The following is a 13,299-nucleotide window of genomic DNA, read 5'->3' as shown; positions in this document are numbered from 1 at the left end:
TTTGCATACATTGCATGCAATGCACGACCGGCCGTGCGAGAGGAGGCAGGAGCTGTCCTTGAGGAGAGGTCAGAGGCCCTTGAGGAAGGTGGCCGCGACCGGGGCCGCGACCTTGCCGCCCGTGCCGCCCCCCTCCACGACCACCGCGAAGGCCACGTCGCCCTTGAACCCCATGAACCAGGCGTGGGTGTCGAGCTTGTCGCCGGTGCCGAACTCGGCCGTGCCGGTCTTGCCGTGGGTGCCGGCCGGCAGGCCGCTGCCCCTGGCGGTGCCCTTGGAGACCACGGCCGCCATCATGCTGTGCAGCTGCTCCTTGACCCCCTTGGGCAGCGGCTGCTCGTCGGCCTGCTGCTTGAGCGAGGGCACCAGCGTGGGCGGCCGCCACGTGCCGTCGGCGATGGCGGCGGCGACCGAGGCCATCGACAGCGGGCTCGCGGTGATCCTGCCCTGGCCGAAGGACTCGGCGGCCAGCTCGGCGTCGGACTGGGCCCGCGGGAAGCTGGCCTTCGTGGCCGGCACGCCGATGTTGAGCGGCTGGTTGAAGCCGACGCCTTCTGCCGTCTTGAGCAGCTTGTCGGCGCCGAGCCGCTGTTCGGCCAGCGGCGCGAAGGTGGTGTTGCACGAGTGGGCGAAGGAGTCGAGGAAGGACAGCGAGCCGAACTCCTCCTTCTCCGAGTTGCGGATCTTCAGCCCGCCGACGGTGGCGTACATCGGGCAGGTGACCTTGTCGGCGGGCGACAGGCCGGCCGCCAGCAGGCCGATCGCGGTGACCGCCTTGAACGTGGAGCCGGGCGGGTAGCGGCCGTCGAGGGCCCGGTTGAAGCCGCCCTGGTTGTTGACCACGGCCAGGATCTCGCCCGTGGAGGGCCGGATGGCGACCATGGAGGTGGGCTTGGCGACGTCTTTGACCGCGGTCACGGCCGCCGCCTGCGCCCGCGGGTCGAGCGAGGTCTCGACGGGCTTGCCGTCGGTGCCCTCGATGGTGCCGAGGGTCTTGCCGCCGAGCTGGATCTGCGTGGTGGGGGTGCCGGCCAGCCGCTTCTGGAACGTCTCCTGCAGGCCGCCGCGCCCGATCGCCTGCCCCACCTTGTAGGAGGTGCCGAGCTTGGCGACGTCCTTCTTGGTGGCCTTGTCGAGGTAGCCGACGAGCTGCTGCACCGAGCCGCCGGACGTGCCGGTGTCGATGCGGCCGCCGTCGGCGTCGGTGATCTTCGCGCGCTGCGGCCAGCTCGTCTTGAGGGCGAACGCCGCCCCCGCGGTCAGCTGCGGGTGCAGCGTGGCAGGCCGCCAGTCGACCTTCCACGTGCGGTCGGCCACCACCAGGTCGAGCTGCCCGTCGTAGGACCAGGAGCCGATGTTCTTCAGCGCCAGGGTCGCGGTGTAGGGCACCTTGGCCCGGCCGTCGCCCTCGACGACGCGCCCCAGCTTGACCGTGGCCGACTCGACGCCGAGCGCGGCGCGCTGCTGGTCGTAGGCGGTGAGCTGCTGCCGGGTGGCCAGCTCGGCGGTCATGGCGGCCTTGTCGCCGGCCTGCCAGGCGGCGGCGAAGCGCTGCGCCGTCTCGCCCGGCGTGCCCTTGGTGCGCAGCAGGTAGTAGGCGCCCCCGCCCGCGGCCCCCGCCACGAGCACGGCGGACACCGACACGATCGCGATGGTACGGCCCCGCGCCACTGGTCAGCCCCCGGTCCTCGACGTCAGGTGTCAGAGCCTAGCGGTGACCGGTCACGTCGTTCCATTGGCGGTCTTGAAGCTGGAGGCGTACGCGGGCACGTACTCCTGGCCGGACAGCTTCTGGACGGCCTCCATGACCTCGTCGGTGACCCGGCGCCGGTCGCGCGCCTTGGTGTGGTCGCCCTCGAAACGCATGGGCCGGCCGATCGAGATGCCGATCTTGGCGGGCCTGGGCACCTTGGCGCCGACCGGCAGCACCTTCTCGGTGCCCTTGAGCGCCACCGGCAGCACGGGTGCGCCCGTCTTGAGCGCCAGCCAGGCCACGCCGACCTTGCCGCGGTAGAGGCGGCCGTCGGGGGAGCGGGTGCCCTCGGGGTGGATGCCGAACAGCTCGCCGCGCTCCAGCAGCTCGGCGGCGGCGTCGAGCATGGCCTGGGCGGCGTGGGCGCTCTCGCGGTCGATCGGCAGGCTGCCGCCCAGGCGCATGAAGAAGCCGGAGACGGGGTTGCCGTCGAAGTACTCGTTCTTGGCGGTGAACGTGACGCGCCGGGGGAGCAGCGCGGGCAGCAGGAAGGAGTCGAGCACGGAGAGGTGGTTGGCCGCCAGGATGGCCGGGCCGACCCTCGGCACGTTCGCGGCGCCGGTGATGTGCGGCCGGCACATCGCGTGGGCGAGCGGCGCGGCGGCGAACTTGACCACTTCGTACAGCAACGGGCTCTCCTGGATCATGGGCAGTCAACCTTGCCACCCTAAGGCAGCGGGACGCCCGGAAAGCTTTAAGGCCGATGTGGTGGTCGCCTCCTCGGCGAGGTGCACAACACGGTTCCAGCCGAACGGTATTCCGTGAAGGCGGTAATTTGCGGCCCGGGGGACACAGCCACATCGGCATTTCCGAGTTAAGCACAGCCTCTGGCGTTGGAGGTAATCGTGCCCGCCGGATGGGGCGCGCGTGACCTGGACGCCGGAGTTCAGGGGCCGGCGGGGCCGTCCATGAGCAGCGCGAAGGCGTGTTCGGCGGCGCGCACCGCGTCGGCCTCGGCCTCGGCCAGAGGGCGGCCCCCGGCGAGCTGCGCCCAGGTGCGGCGGGCCAGCACCCGCTGCACGGCCAGCGCCTGGGCGGCCAGCAGCGCGGCGGTCAGCTCGTCCATGCACTCGGCCAGGGCCTCGGTCAGCTCGGCCTCGTCCTGGCTCATGTGGTGGAACAGGCGCACGGCCAGGCTGGGCGTGTCGAACACCATGCGGTGGAAGGCCAGCACCTCGGGGTCGTCGTTGAGCCCGGTGACGGGGTCGTGGGCGGCCAGGCCGTCGAGGTGGTGGCGGCGCAGCGCCGCGACCGGGTGCTCGCCGGGCGCCCGCCCGCGCACCACGCGGGCCGCCTCGCCCTTGTGGTCGGCGAACCGGTGCAGGACGAGGTCCTCCTTGGTCGGGAAGTATTTGAACAGTGTCGGCTTGGACACCCCGGCCGCCGCCGCGATCTCGGTCACCGGCACCTCGTCGAAGCCGCGTTCCAGGAAGAGCGCGATCGCCGCCGTCGAGATGGCCTCGTGCACCCGCTGCCGCTGCAGCTCCCGCAGTCCCGTCATGACCGCACTCTATCAAAGTGTTAACCTGGTCAATGTCTTAACCGAGTTAACGCTTTGGAGGTGGGCATGGGCACGCTCGACGACGAACGGCGTCACGTCGAACGATGCAGGGCGGGGCTGCGCAGGATGCTGGAGGGCGCGCGGGAGAACGTGATCGTCGGCGAGACCGTCGCCGGCGACCGCTACAGCGCGGAGCGGCTCGGCCGCCATCTCAAGAGCCTGGCCAAGGAGCTGAGCGAGGAGCCCGACGGGCCGCCGTTCTTCGGCCGGCTCGACTTCGGCCAGGACTCGGCCGAGCACCGCGGGCGGGCGTACCACATCGGCCGGCGGCACATCGCCGGCGAGCACGGCGGGCCGCCGGTGGTGATCGACTGGCGCGCGCCCGTGGCGCGCGCGTTCTACCGCGCCGGCGCCCGCGACCCCCAGGGCGTCGAGGTACGCCGCCGTTTCGGCTGGTCGGGCAGCACGCTGACCGGCTACGAGGACGAGCTTCTCGGCGCGGGGCAGGAGGGCGGCGGCGCGCTCCTGGCCGCCGAGATCGAACGCCCCCGCGTCGGCCCGATGCGCGACATCGTCGCCACCATCCAGCCCGAGCAGGACGACCTCGTCCGCGCCGACCTCGACACCACCATCTGCGTCCAGGGCGCCCCCGGCACCGGCAAGACCGCCGTCGGCCTGCACCGGGCCGCCTACCTGCTGTACGCCCACCGCCGCCGCCTCGAACGCTCCGGCGTCCTGGTGCTCGGCCCGAACCGGACCTTCCTCGGCTACATCTCGGCCGTGCTGCCCGCGCTCGGCGAGGTGGACGTCGAGCAGACCACCCTGGAAGGGCTGCTCGGCGCCCACCCCGTACGGGCCGTCGACTCCGCGGCGGCCGCGGCGGTCAAGCACGACGTCCGGATGGCGGAGGTGCTGCGCCGCGCGCTGTACGGCCGCATCCGCAGGCCCGCCGAGCCCGCCGTGGTGGCCGACGGCTCCTACCGCTGGCGCGTCGGCGAGGACGAGCTTCGCCGCATCGTGGAGGACACCAGGCGGGCCGCCCTGCCGTACGGGATCGGCCGCGAACGCGTCAGGGCCAGGACGGTGGCGGCGATGCGGCGGCAGGCCGAGGCCCGCGGCCGGACCTGCAACGCCGCCTGGGAACGCCGCATCGGCCGGGCGCTCGCCCCGGCGCTCGACGCGACCTGGCCCGCCGTCCGCCCCGAGGACGTGCTGAACGAGGTCCTCAGCGCCCCGCCCCAGGGCCTGCTGACCGACGCCGAACGCGCCGCGCTGGCCAGGCCAGGCCCGCCGTGCGGCGCCAAGAGCGCCGCATGGACCGAGGCCGACCTGGTGCTGCTGGACGAGCTGGCCTGCCTGCTGGAACGCCCCCGCGGCTACGGCCACGTCATCGTGGACGAGGCCCAGGACCTGTCGCCCATGCAGTGCCGGGCCGTGGCCAGGCGCAGCGAGCACGGCTCGCTGACCGTGCTCGGCGACCTGGCCCAGGGCACCACGCCGTGGGCGGCCAGGTCGTGGCCGGAGCACCTGGAGCTGCTCGGCAGTCCCGGCGGCCGGATCGTCGAGCTGACCACCGGCTTCCGCGTGCCCGGCGTGGTCGTGGAGCTGGCCAACACGCTGCTGGCCGCGCTCGACGCCGACGTGCCCCCCACCCGCTCCCACCGCGCCGACGGCAGGCTGCGCGTCATCGCGACGGCCGAGCTGGAGAAGGGGGTCGTGGCGGCCGTCCGGGAGGCGGGCGGGTTCGAGGGGTCGATCGGGGTGATCGCGGCCGACGCCCACGTCGAGGCGATCACCTGCGCGCTCTGGGACGAGGGGCTGGACCTGGGCGAGCGGCTGAGCGTCATACCCGCCTCGATGTGCAAGGGCCTGGAGTACGACCACGTGGTGCTCGCCGAGCCGGCCGCCGTCGTCGCGGCCGAGCCGCGCGGACTCAACCGCCTGTACGTCGCCCTCACCCGCGCGGTCTCCCGGCTCGACGTCGTCCACGCCGAACCCCTTCCCCCTCAGCTTTCCCGCCCGTCAAAACCCTTCTGAAATGGGCAGATGTCTGGACTCGGCGGCTCGACAGGCCCACGGCTCTGGTGTGTGATGTGATTCACTTCACGAGGGAGCCGGAGAATGACCGCTTCGCAAGAACCGCCCCCGGGCGACGACGAGCACACCCGCGAAGGGCGCCGGCCGCAGCCGCCGCCCTACGACCGGCCGCCGCAGCGGCAGGGCGCCCAGATCCTGTCGATCATCGGGTTCGTCAGCGCCGCGGTGGCCATCCTGTTCATACCGATCCTGTTCGGCCTGGCCGGCATCGTGCTGGGCATCGTCGGCCACACCCGCGGCGAGTCCCTGGGCAAGTGGGCCGCCATCGCCGCCGCGGCCTGCATGGTCGTCGGCATGGTCCTCGGCGCGCTGGCCACGCGCGCGCTGGGCTCCTGACCCGCTGTGCCCGCGTGAGATCCGCCGTCGCGCGGGCACAGGGCCGCGTCCCGGAATGAAGCGCGCCTGCCGGGTGCTGTCAGGGACGCAGTCGCTCATGGAAGAAGGCGTTAACCATGTCCCCGCAGGTGTCCTCGCAGGCGGACGCGGCCCATCTGATCGTGCGAGCCCTGGAGGCGGAAGGCGTCGAGTACGTCTTCGGCATCCCCGGCGAGGAGAACATCCACTTCGTCGATGCGCTCAACGACTCCTCCATCCGCTACATCCTCGTCCGGCACGAGCAGGGCGCGGCGTTCATGGCCGAGATCTACGGCAGGCTCACCGGCAAGGCGGGGGTGGCCTCGGCCACGCTCGGCCCCGGCGCGATCAACCTGCAGCTCGGCGTGGCCGACGCCACCACCAACAGCACCCCCGTCGTGGCGATCACCGCCCAGGTCGGCCTCGACCGCATCTACAAGGAGTCGCACCAGGTGGTCGACCTGGTGTCGCTGTTCCGGCCGATCACCAAATGGGCCGACCTCGCCCCCACGGCCCTGGCCCTGCCCGAGATGATCCGCAAGGCGTTCAAGACCGCCCAGACCGAGCGGCCCGGCGCCGTCTACCTGGCCATCCCCGAAGACGTCGAGTCGGCTCCCGTGCCGGCCGGCCTCGGGCCGCTGCCGGTCAACGTCGTACGCCCCCAAGACCCCTCGGCCGCCCAGATCGCCCGCGCGGCCGACGTGCTGGCCCGCGCGCGCAGGCCGATCGTGCTGGCCGGGCACGGTGCCGTCCGGGCCGGGGCCGCCGCCGCGCTGGTGCGTTTCTCCGAGCGGCTCGGGCTGCCGGTGGCCACCACGTTCAACGGCAAGGGCGTCTTCCCCGACGACCACCCGCACGCGCTGGGCGCGGTCGGCTTCATGCGCCACGACTACGTCAACTTCGGCTTCGACGAGGCGGACGCGCTGATCAGCGTCGGCTACGAGCTCCAGGAGTTCGACCCCGTCAAGATCAACCCGAACCGCGACAAGGAGATCATCCACCTCCACCGGTTCCCCGCCGAGGTCGACGACCACTACCCGGTGGCCGTCGGGGTGCACGGCGACATCTCCCGGTCGCTGGACGCGCTCGCCGACGCCGTCCCGCGCCGTTTCGAGCTCAACGGCACCGGCGAGAAGATCCGCCGGCTGATGCGCGAGGAGCTGGAGCAGGGTCGCGCGGAGGACGGCTTCCCGCTGTCGCCGCGGCGCGTGGTCGCCGACATCAGGCAGGCCATGGGCCGCGAGGACATCGTGCTGGCCGACACCGGCGCGGTGAAGATGTGGATGGCCCGCATGTACCCGACGTACGAGCCCAACACGATGCTGGTCTCCAACGGGCTGTCCTCGATGGGGTTCGCGGTGCCCGGGGCGCTGGCCGCCAAGCTGGCCTTCCCCGACCGCAAGGTGCTGGCCGCCACCGGCGACGGGGCGTTCCTGATGAACTCCCAGGAGCTGGAGACGGCCGTTCGCGAGCGCGTCCCGATCACGGTCCTGGTGTGGGTCGACGACGCGTACGGGCTGATCGAGTGGAAGATGGACCTGGAGCTCGGCCGCCACTCGGGCATCCGCTTCGGCAACCCCGACTTCGTCGCCTACGCCGAGAGCTTCGGCGCCCGCGGCTACCGGGTCACCAGCGCCGGGGAGCTGCTGCCCACGCTGCGCAAGGCGCTGGCCGACGAGACGGTGTCGGTGATCGCGGTGCCCGTCGACTACGCGGCCAACCTGGAGCTGACCGGCAAGCTCGGCGAACTCACCGGCCCCTTCTAGCCTGCGGGGGCGGTCGGGTCAGGTTCTCGTCCAGTGGGGCTGCGCGACGTCGAACACCCGCTGTTCGCGCCCGCGCAGCGCCACCTCGGCGAACTGCCACAGGATCGCCCCGGTCGGCGCGTGGATCACGATGTCCGGACCGAGCGGCATCTGCAGCAGCTCGCCCTGCCAGCGCGGCACGCCCGGCGCGAGGAACCGCTCCAGCGGCACCGCGTGCACCGAGGCCACCTCATGGGCGTCGCCCACCGGCTCCTGACGGCCCCCGAACGCCACCACGGGAGTGATCACGAACCCGGAGTCGGCGACGAAGTCGTCGAGCAGCCCGGCCACCGCCACGCCGGTCACCCCGACCTCCTCGGCCAGCTCGCGCAGCGCCGCCTCCACCGGCAGCTCGCCGTCGTCGAGCCGCCCGCCCGGCAGCGCCCACTGCCCCGGGTTGCGCCCCCGCGCCGCCCTGCGGATCAGCACCGTGTACGGGACGCGCTCGGCGTCCTCCAGCACGCACACCGTCACGGCCGCCCGGCGCACCCCTGAGACGGGCGGCACCTCCCGGCGGTCGAAGGCGGCGAGACGAGCGGCGACCTGCTCGCGCAGCACGTCGATCGGGGGCAGCATCCCCTCAGGATCTCACGCCCCGCCCGTACGGGCCGAGGGCCCGTCAGGAGAGGGCGGCCACCCCCTCCAGCAGGCGGTCGACGTCCGAGCGGTCGTTGTAGTGGACCAGGCCCGCGCGGACGGCGCCGCCCGAGTCGCGCACGCCGAGCGCGCCGGTCAGCTCCCAGGCGTAGTTGTGGCCGTTCCAGACGTTCACCCCCAGCCCGGCCAGATGCTCGGCGACCTGGCGCGGGGTGTGCCCGGCGACGGTGAAGTAGGCGGTCGCGGTGCGCCTGGCGGGTTTGCCGAGCAGGGTGACGTGGGGCATCGTCTCCAGGCCGGAGATCAGGCCGGCGAACAGCTCCAGCTCGTGCTCCTCGGCGGCGGCCATCGAGGCGAGGAGACGTTCGCGGCGGGTGCCGGCGCCGGGGACCATGGCGGCCAGGTGGTCGACGGCCGCGGTGACCCCGGCCAGGTCGGCGAACGCGGACGTACCCGTCTCGAACCTCTCCGGCACGGTGTCGGGGGAGGGCCGCAACTTGGCCGGGCGGACCGTCTCCAGCAGCGCCGGGTCGGCGACGACGGCCCCCACGTGCGGCCCCGACCACTTGTAGGCGCTGGTGGCGTAGAAGTCGGCGCCCAGCGCCCGCATGTCCACCGGGCCGTGCGGGGTGGCGTGCACGCCGTCCACGTACAGCAGGGCGCCCGCGCGGTGGGCCAGCTCGGCGATGGCGGCCACGTCGGGACGGGTGCCGAGGATGTTGCTGGCCGCCGTCACCGCGACGACCTTGGTCCGCTCGCCGATCAGGTCGGCGTACTGGTCGACCGGGAGCTCGCCGGTCACCGCGTCCACCTCGGCCCAGCGGACGGCGGCGCCCGTCTGGGTCCAGGGGCGCACGTTCGCGTCGTGGTCCAGCCTGGAGACCACCACCTCGTCGCCCGGCCCGGTCAGCGCCCTGGCCAGCCGGTACGTCAGCGTCGTCATGTTCGGGCCGAGGATCACGCCCTCGGGACGGCCGCCGACCAGGTCCGCGACGGCGGCCCGGCAGGCGGCGACGATCTCGTCCGCCCGGCGGCTGGCGGGGAACGCGCCGCCCACGTTGCCGAGCCCGGCCCGGTAGGCGGCGGAGATGGCGTCGATCACCGACTGCGGCGTCTGGGTGCCGGCCGCGCCGTCAAGGTAGGCGAAACCATCGGAAAGCGCAGGATAGGAGGAACGTACGGACTCCAGGGGGAAAGGCATGATAAGTAGATGCTCACCCTCAGAGACCTCAACCGCGCGACCTTGGCCCGGCAGCACCTCCTCGCCCGGCACGAGGGCCGCCCGGCCGACGTCGTGCACCGGCTGGCCGGGCTGCAGGCCCAGGAGCCGCGGCCGCCCTACCTGGGGGTGTGGACGCGGCTGGCCGGGTTCCGGCGCGACGACCTGCACGACTCGCTGCACGCGGGCGACCTGGTGCGGGCGACGATGATGCGGGCCACGCTGCACCTGGTGACGGCGGAGGACTACGCGTCCTTCCGTCCGCTGCTGCGTCCCATGCTGGCCGCCGCCGCGCGCCGGTTCGAGGGCGTCGACTTCGAGGCCGTCGCCGCCGTCGCCGACCGGCTGCTCGCCGACGGGCCGCTGACCTTCAACGAGCTGCGGCCGCTGCTGCTGAAGGAGTTCCCCGGCACGGACGAGCGGGTGCTCGGTTACGCCGTGCGCATGATGACGCCGCTGGTCATGGTGCCGACGCAGGACCGGTGGAGTTTCCCGCGCGAGTCCGCCTTCGGGCTGCCCGCCGTCGAACTGGACCCGGCGCCCAGCGTGGAACGCCTGGTCGAGCGGTACCTCGCCGCGTTCGGCCCGGCCACGCCCGCCGACGTCCAGACCTGGTCGGGACTGGGCGGGATGCGGGCCGTCATGAAGGGGATGGAGCTGGACAGGCTCGCCGACGAGACGGGACGCGAACTGTTCGACCTGCCCGGCGCGCCGCGTCCGGGCGGCGACGTGCCCGCGCCGGTGCGCTTCCTGCCCGACTTCGACAACCTCGTCCTGGGGCACGCCGACCGCACGCGGGTGCTGGCGGACGAGTTCAGGCCGCTGGTGGCGACCAAGAACCTGCGGATCAAGGCCACGTACCTGGTGGACGGGTTCGCGGCGGGGACCTGGCAGATCAAGCGGTCCGGCAAGAAGGCCAAGCTCCTCATCAGCCCCTTCGCCGCGCCGACGCCACTGGACGTGCTGGAGGAGGAGGGCCTGGCACTGCTCGCCTTCGCCGAACCGGACGCGACCACCCACACCCTCGAACACACCCCACCCAACTGAAGAGGGTCTGCCAGTCGCGTCGGTGAGAGTGGTGAGAAATCGAGGTGCCGGAACCGGGTGCGTATCCCTACCCTCGGGCCATGCGCCGCCTGTTGAACGTCATCGACGTGGAAGCCACCTGCTGGGACGGACAGCCGCCGCCCGGCTCCGTCAACGAGATCATCGAGATCGGCCTCACCGTCGTGGACGTGTCGGCACGGCGGCGGGTCTCCCGGCACCGCATCCTGGTCCGCCCGGTCCGATCGGCGGTGAGTGACTTCTGCACGGAACTGACCGGCCTGACGCAAGCCGAGGTGGAACAGGGCGTCACCTTCGCCGAGGCATGCCGGATCCTTGTCGAGGAGCACGACGCCGGGGAGCGTGCGTGGGCGAGCTGGGGCGAGTACGACCGCCGGCAGTTCGCTCGGCAGAGTCGGGCCGACGGGGTGGCCTACCCGTTCGGCCATCCGACGGAACGCACCCACACCAACGCCAAGGCCGTGTTCGCGGCGGCGTACGGGCTGCCTAAGAAACCCGGCATGGATCACGCTCTGCGGATCGCCGGACTGCCGCTGGAGGGACGCCATCACCGCGGCGAGGACGACGCGTGGAACATCGCGGCACTCGTCCTCGACCTGTTGGGCCGCGGGGCATGGCCGGCCCTCTAGGTCCCGGTGCGACCGACCCCGTCGCGGCGTTGTGTCGGTGTGATCTCGTAGACTCCCCGGCCACGTCGTCGAAGGGATTGCCGTGGAAGGCCCGACAGGCATCGCAGCGCTGACCGAGATCCTGCCCCCGGATCTCGGCGCGGACGAGGAGATCGACTGGTCGGCGGCAGAGGCGCGGTGGGGCACGCGGTTCCCGCGTGACTACATGGCCTTCATGTCCGTCTATGGCGCCGGCTCGTTCGCCGAGGTCGGCATCCTCATGCCGCTGCCCAAGGAGTACATCCAGTGGGACCCCGGGACGTTCGAGGAGGAGACGGAGAACGCCCGTGACATCTGGAAGATGCTGGGCGGTCAGGAAGGGCTCGACATCGACCCGGACCACATCCTCGCCTGGGGCATCACTTCGGGCCCCGACATCCTGTGCTGGCTGACCACCGACCCCGACCCCGACCGGTGGCCTGTCCTGGTCTGCGGCCGGCACACCCGTGAGGACTTCACGCTCTTCCCCTGCGGCATGGTCGAATTCCTGCGCATGCTGCTCCTGGACGAGCACGACCCCTACCCCCTCAGCGTCGACCTGCGTAACGCCTCGCCGCGCTACGTGCACTGGCTCGAAGAACAGAAGCGCTGGAAGGCGAGATCGGACGCCGGCTTCGGTTCGCCGCGGTCAGCCGGCCAGTAGGGCTGGTCGCGAGAGTGCTGGTCGCAGCCGCTCGTCGATGCCGGCGACCGGCGCGGTCGCCTCATGACGAACCGCGCTTCGGGCGGGAGGAGTGCAGAGTGGCGAGAGTGGCTCCGAGGCTGGCGACGCCGGACGACGTGATGCGGGCGCGGGCCGAGACGGCGATGAGCCTTCCGGCTCCGCTGGTGGCGCTGTGGCGGGTGCGGGACGGCCTGCACACGGAGTCCGGTGTCGTGGTGTACTCGGCGGGGGACATCGGTGAACGCAACGCCACTCACGAGGTCGCGCGGTATGCGCCGGGATTCCTCCTCGTCGGCGACGACAGCGGCGGCTGCGGATTCCTGCTGCGTGCCGACGACCCGGACTCCGCCGTGTTCTCCTCCGATCTGGGCGATCTGGACCCTGCGGGCTTCGACGTCGTGGCCGCGGACTTCGCGTCCTGGATCGAATCGCTCGAAACAGCCGTCAGCGAGTCGCTCTGACCGGAGGCGAAAAGGCTTCGCGATGTGCGTGCGCCGGATGGCAGGGTGCAGCGCATGGCACCCCAGTACCAGATTCGCGCGGACTACGACGCTGACACGATCGTGGTCTACCAGGCGTACGCGCCTGTCATCGCCGACGCGGCGCTGCGAGCGGGCCGTTTCGTTGCGCCGTTCTCGTTCCACCGGATGACCTGGATCAAGCCCTCGTTCCTGTGGCTCATGCATCGCAGCAACTGGGCCCGCAAACCCGGTCAGGAGCGCGTTCTCGCAGTGCGGATGACCCGGCAGGGGTGGGAGGAGGCCTTGTCCCAGGCCGTGCTCACGACCGCGGATCCGGCGGCTGTGGCCGAGGCGGCCGTACATGTCCAGTGGGACCCGGAACGTTCGTCGCGCGGCGCGGCACTGAACCACTACAGCATCCAGGTCGGCATCGGCCGCAGGCTGATCCGCACCTTCACCGACGACTGGATCGTCAGCCTCACCGACCTGACTCCTCAGGTCCGCAAGGCCACGGTGTTGACGCAGACCGGGCACGCCGCCAAGGCCCAGCGGCTGTTCCCCGCCGAGCGGGTGTATCCACTGCCGCGGACGCTGGAAAGCCTCCTTTCCCCGGGCAAATGACGGCCGGCCGGAGAGGCACATGGGTGTGCCGTTCGCCGCGGTTCTGGCCGGTCGCGGACGCCGTGGGGTGATGCCGCCAGGCAACACCGGGAAGAGTCCACCACCGGCTGCGGCAGGCGGGAGTCAGCTGCCGCTCTCGCCGCGCGAGTAGACCTGCTTGGCGGGTGGGGCCGTCACGCGCACCTTGCCGCCCCATCTGGTGAAGCGCTCTCGCCTCCTCGCCCCCGAGCGCTGTTCGCGCTCAGCGGGCGTGCGGGCGTGCCGGGCTAGATCGCTGATGTGAATTTGGGTCAATGGTCGTAGGCAGTCAGTGATCGTTTCACGGGGGCGCCGGTGTTCCAGTTGTGCCAGATCGCGGCGTTGAGGGCGAGGACGCGTTGGCTGACCCGCGCCCAAAGACCGTCGGTGGTGCGGGCATTGTGGCGTTCGAGGCCGAGCTGGTTTTTCAACGTCCAGATGATCGCTTCGATGCGTTGGCGTAGCCAGCCGGGGAA

General features: G+C 71.9%; 14 protein-coding genes and 1 pseudogene. 8 read left to right on the top strand and 7 right to left on the bottom strand.

The window, feature by feature from the left end; genetic code table 11:
- Positions 1–69: 69 nt before the first annotated feature.
- The 3 genes from ACFYYW_RS31005 to ACFYYW_RS30995 all read right to left on the bottom strand — a co-directional run bounded on the left by ACFYYW_RS31005 (position 70) and on the right by ACFYYW_RS30995 (position 3,254).
- On the bottom strand, positions 70–1,644 hold the full coding sequence (locus tag ACFYYW_RS31005; RefSeq protein WP_387653852.1) for a penicillin-binding transpeptidase domain-containing protein: 1,575 nt from the start codon (positions 1,642–1,644) through the stop codon (positions 70–72).
- 78 nt (positions 1,645–1,722) lie between these two features.
- Positions 1,723–2,400: a lysophospholipid acyltransferase family protein gene (locus ACFYYW_RS31000; protein WP_387653850.1), complete on the bottom strand. Its 678-nt coding sequence runs from the start codon at positions 2,398–2,400 to the stop codon at positions 1,723–1,725.
- A gap of 239 nt (positions 2,401–2,639) precedes the next feature.
- Positions 2,640–3,254, bottom strand: coding sequence for a TetR family transcriptional regulator (locus ACFYYW_RS30995; protein WP_387653847.1), 615 nt, complete (start codon positions 3,252–3,254; stop codon positions 2,640–2,642).
- 66 nt (positions 3,255–3,320) lie between these two features.
- Here ACFYYW_RS30995 and ACFYYW_RS30990 point away from each other — a divergent pair, with 66 nt between their 5' ends.
- From ACFYYW_RS30990 to ACFYYW_RS30980, 3 genes are all read left to right on the top strand, one after another.
- Positions 3,321–5,291: a HelD family protein gene (locus ACFYYW_RS30990; RefSeq protein WP_387653844.1), complete on the top strand. Its 1,971-nt coding sequence runs from the start codon at positions 3,321–3,323 to the stop codon at positions 5,289–5,291.
- Positions 5,292–5,375: 84 nt separating this feature from the next.
- Entirely contained in the window at positions 5,376–5,687 is a 312-nt protein-coding gene (locus ACFYYW_RS30985; RefSeq protein ID WP_352326542.1) for a hypothetical protein, read from the top strand.
- Between the two features lie 116 nt (positions 5,688–5,803).
- The gene (locus ACFYYW_RS30980; protein WP_364417302.1) at positions 5,804–7,471 is read left to right on the top strand and encodes an acetolactate synthase large subunit; all 1,668 of its coding nucleotides are present in this window, start codon (positions 5,804–5,806) and stop codon (positions 7,469–7,471) included.
- Between the two features lie 18 nt (positions 7,472–7,489).
- On the opposite strand, the gene ACFYYW_RS30975 is transcribed toward ACFYYW_RS30980, so the two are convergent.
- Together ACFYYW_RS30975 and ACFYYW_RS30970 are read right to left on the bottom strand one after the other, a co-directional pair.
- A complete protein-coding gene (locus ACFYYW_RS30975) occupies positions 7,490–8,086 on the bottom strand; it encodes a CoA pyrophosphatase (protein WP_352326539.1) in 597 nt (198 codons plus the stop codon).
- A gap of 43 nt (positions 8,087–8,129) precedes the next feature.
- A complete protein-coding gene (locus ACFYYW_RS30970; RefSeq protein ID WP_352326538.1) occupies positions 8,130–9,308 on the bottom strand; it encodes a cysteine desulfurase-like protein in 1,179 nt (392 codons plus the stop codon).
- Positions 9,309–9,317: 9 nt separating this feature from the next.
- Between ACFYYW_RS30970 and ACFYYW_RS30965 the strand changes: the two genes are divergently transcribed.
- The 5 genes from ACFYYW_RS30965 to ACFYYW_RS30945 all read left to right on the top strand — a co-directional run bounded on the left by ACFYYW_RS30965 (position 9,318) and on the right by ACFYYW_RS30945 (position 12,805).
- Positions 9,318–10,373 (top strand): winged helix DNA-binding domain-containing protein, encoded by a 1,056-nt coding sequence (locus ACFYYW_RS30965; protein WP_387653839.1) that lies wholly within the window; start codon positions 9,318–9,320, stop codon positions 10,371–10,373.
- Positions 10,374–10,453: 80 nt separating this feature from the next.
- Positions 10,454–11,020 carry an exonuclease domain-containing protein gene (locus ACFYYW_RS30960; RefSeq protein WP_387653836.1) on the top strand — a complete coding sequence of 189 codons (567 nt, stop codon included), beginning with the start codon at positions 10,454–10,456 and terminating at the stop codon, positions 11,018–11,020.
- Positions 11,021–11,102: 82 nt separating this feature from the next.
- Positions 11,103–11,702 carry an SMI1/KNR4 family protein gene (locus ACFYYW_RS30955; RefSeq protein ID WP_387653833.1) on the top strand — a complete coding sequence of 200 codons (600 nt, stop codon included), beginning with the start codon at positions 11,103–11,105 and terminating at the stop codon, positions 11,700–11,702.
- A 98-nt stretch (positions 11,703–11,800) separates the two neighbouring features.
- A complete protein-coding gene (locus ACFYYW_RS30950) occupies positions 11,801–12,184 on the top strand; it encodes an SMI1/KNR4 family protein (RefSeq protein WP_387653830.1) in 384 nt (127 codons plus the stop codon).
- Positions 12,185–12,238: 54 nt separating this feature from the next.
- Positions 12,239–12,805 (top strand): DUF4291 domain-containing protein, encoded by a 567-nt coding sequence (locus ACFYYW_RS30945; protein ID WP_387653827.1) that lies wholly within the window; start codon positions 12,239–12,241, stop codon positions 12,803–12,805.
- A 123-nt stretch (positions 12,806–12,928) separates the two neighbouring features.
- On the opposite strand, the gene ACFYYW_RS30940 is transcribed toward ACFYYW_RS30945, so the two are convergent.
- Both ACFYYW_RS30940 and ACFYYW_RS30935 read right to left on the bottom strand, forming a co-directional pair.
- Positions 12,929–13,099: a hypothetical protein gene (locus tag ACFYYW_RS30940; protein WP_387653824.1), complete on the bottom strand. Its 171-nt coding sequence runs from the start codon at positions 13,097–13,099 to the stop codon at positions 12,929–12,931.
- A pseudogene (locus tag ACFYYW_RS30935) lies at positions 13,096–13,299 on the bottom strand (hypothetical protein); the annotation flags it as partial. The gene ACFYYW_RS30940 and the pseudogene ACFYYW_RS30935, both read right to left, overlap by 4 nt.

The sequence above is a fragment of the Nonomuraea sp. NPDC001831 genome, assembly GCF_042892035.1.
Taxonomy (GTDB): domain Bacteria; phylum Actinomycetota; class Actinomycetes; order Streptosporangiales; family Streptosporangiaceae; genus Nonomuraea.
The sequence above is the reverse complement of the archived record's forward strand: the minus strand, read 5'-3'. Positions and strand labels throughout refer to the sequence as shown.

Bases quoted from the DNA above. Each gene is read 5' to 3' on its own strand.
- ACFYYW_RS31000 (WP_387653850.1), bottom strand. From the start codon at position 2,400: ATGATCCAGGAGAGCCCGTTGCTGTACGAAGTGGTCAAGTTCGCCGCC.
- ACFYYW_RS30995 (WP_387653847.1), bottom strand. From the start codon at position 3,254: ATGACGGGACTGCGGGAGCTGCAGCGGCAGCGGGTGCACGAGGCCATC.
- ACFYYW_RS30990 (WP_387653844.1), top strand. From the start codon at position 3,321: ATGGGCACGCTCGACGACGAACGGCGTCACGTCGAACGATGCAGGGCG.
- ACFYYW_RS30985 (WP_352326542.1), top strand. From the start codon at position 5,376: ATGACCGCTTCGCAAGAACCGCCCCCGGGCGACGACGAGCACACCCGC.
- ACFYYW_RS30980 (WP_364417302.1), top strand. From the start codon at position 5,804: ATGTCCCCGCAGGTGTCCTCGCAGGCGGACGCGGCCCATCTGATCGTG.
- ACFYYW_RS30975 (WP_352326539.1), bottom strand. From the start codon at position 8,086: ATGCTGCCCCCGATCGACGTGCTGCGCGAGCAGGTCGCCGCTCGTCTC.
- ACFYYW_RS30970 (WP_352326538.1), bottom strand. From the start codon at position 9,308: ATGCCTTTCCCCCTGGAGTCCGTACGTTCCTCCTATCCTGCGCTTTCC.
- ACFYYW_RS30965 (WP_387653839.1), top strand. From the start codon at position 9,318: ATGCTCACCCTCAGAGACCTCAACCGCGCGACCTTGGCCCGGCAGCAC.
- ACFYYW_RS30960 (WP_387653836.1), top strand. From the start codon at position 10,454: ATGCGCCGCCTGTTGAACGTCATCGACGTGGAAGCCACCTGCTGGGAC.
- ACFYYW_RS30945 (WP_387653827.1), top strand. From the start codon at position 12,239: ATGGCACCCCAGTACCAGATTCGCGCGGACTACGACGCTGACACGATC.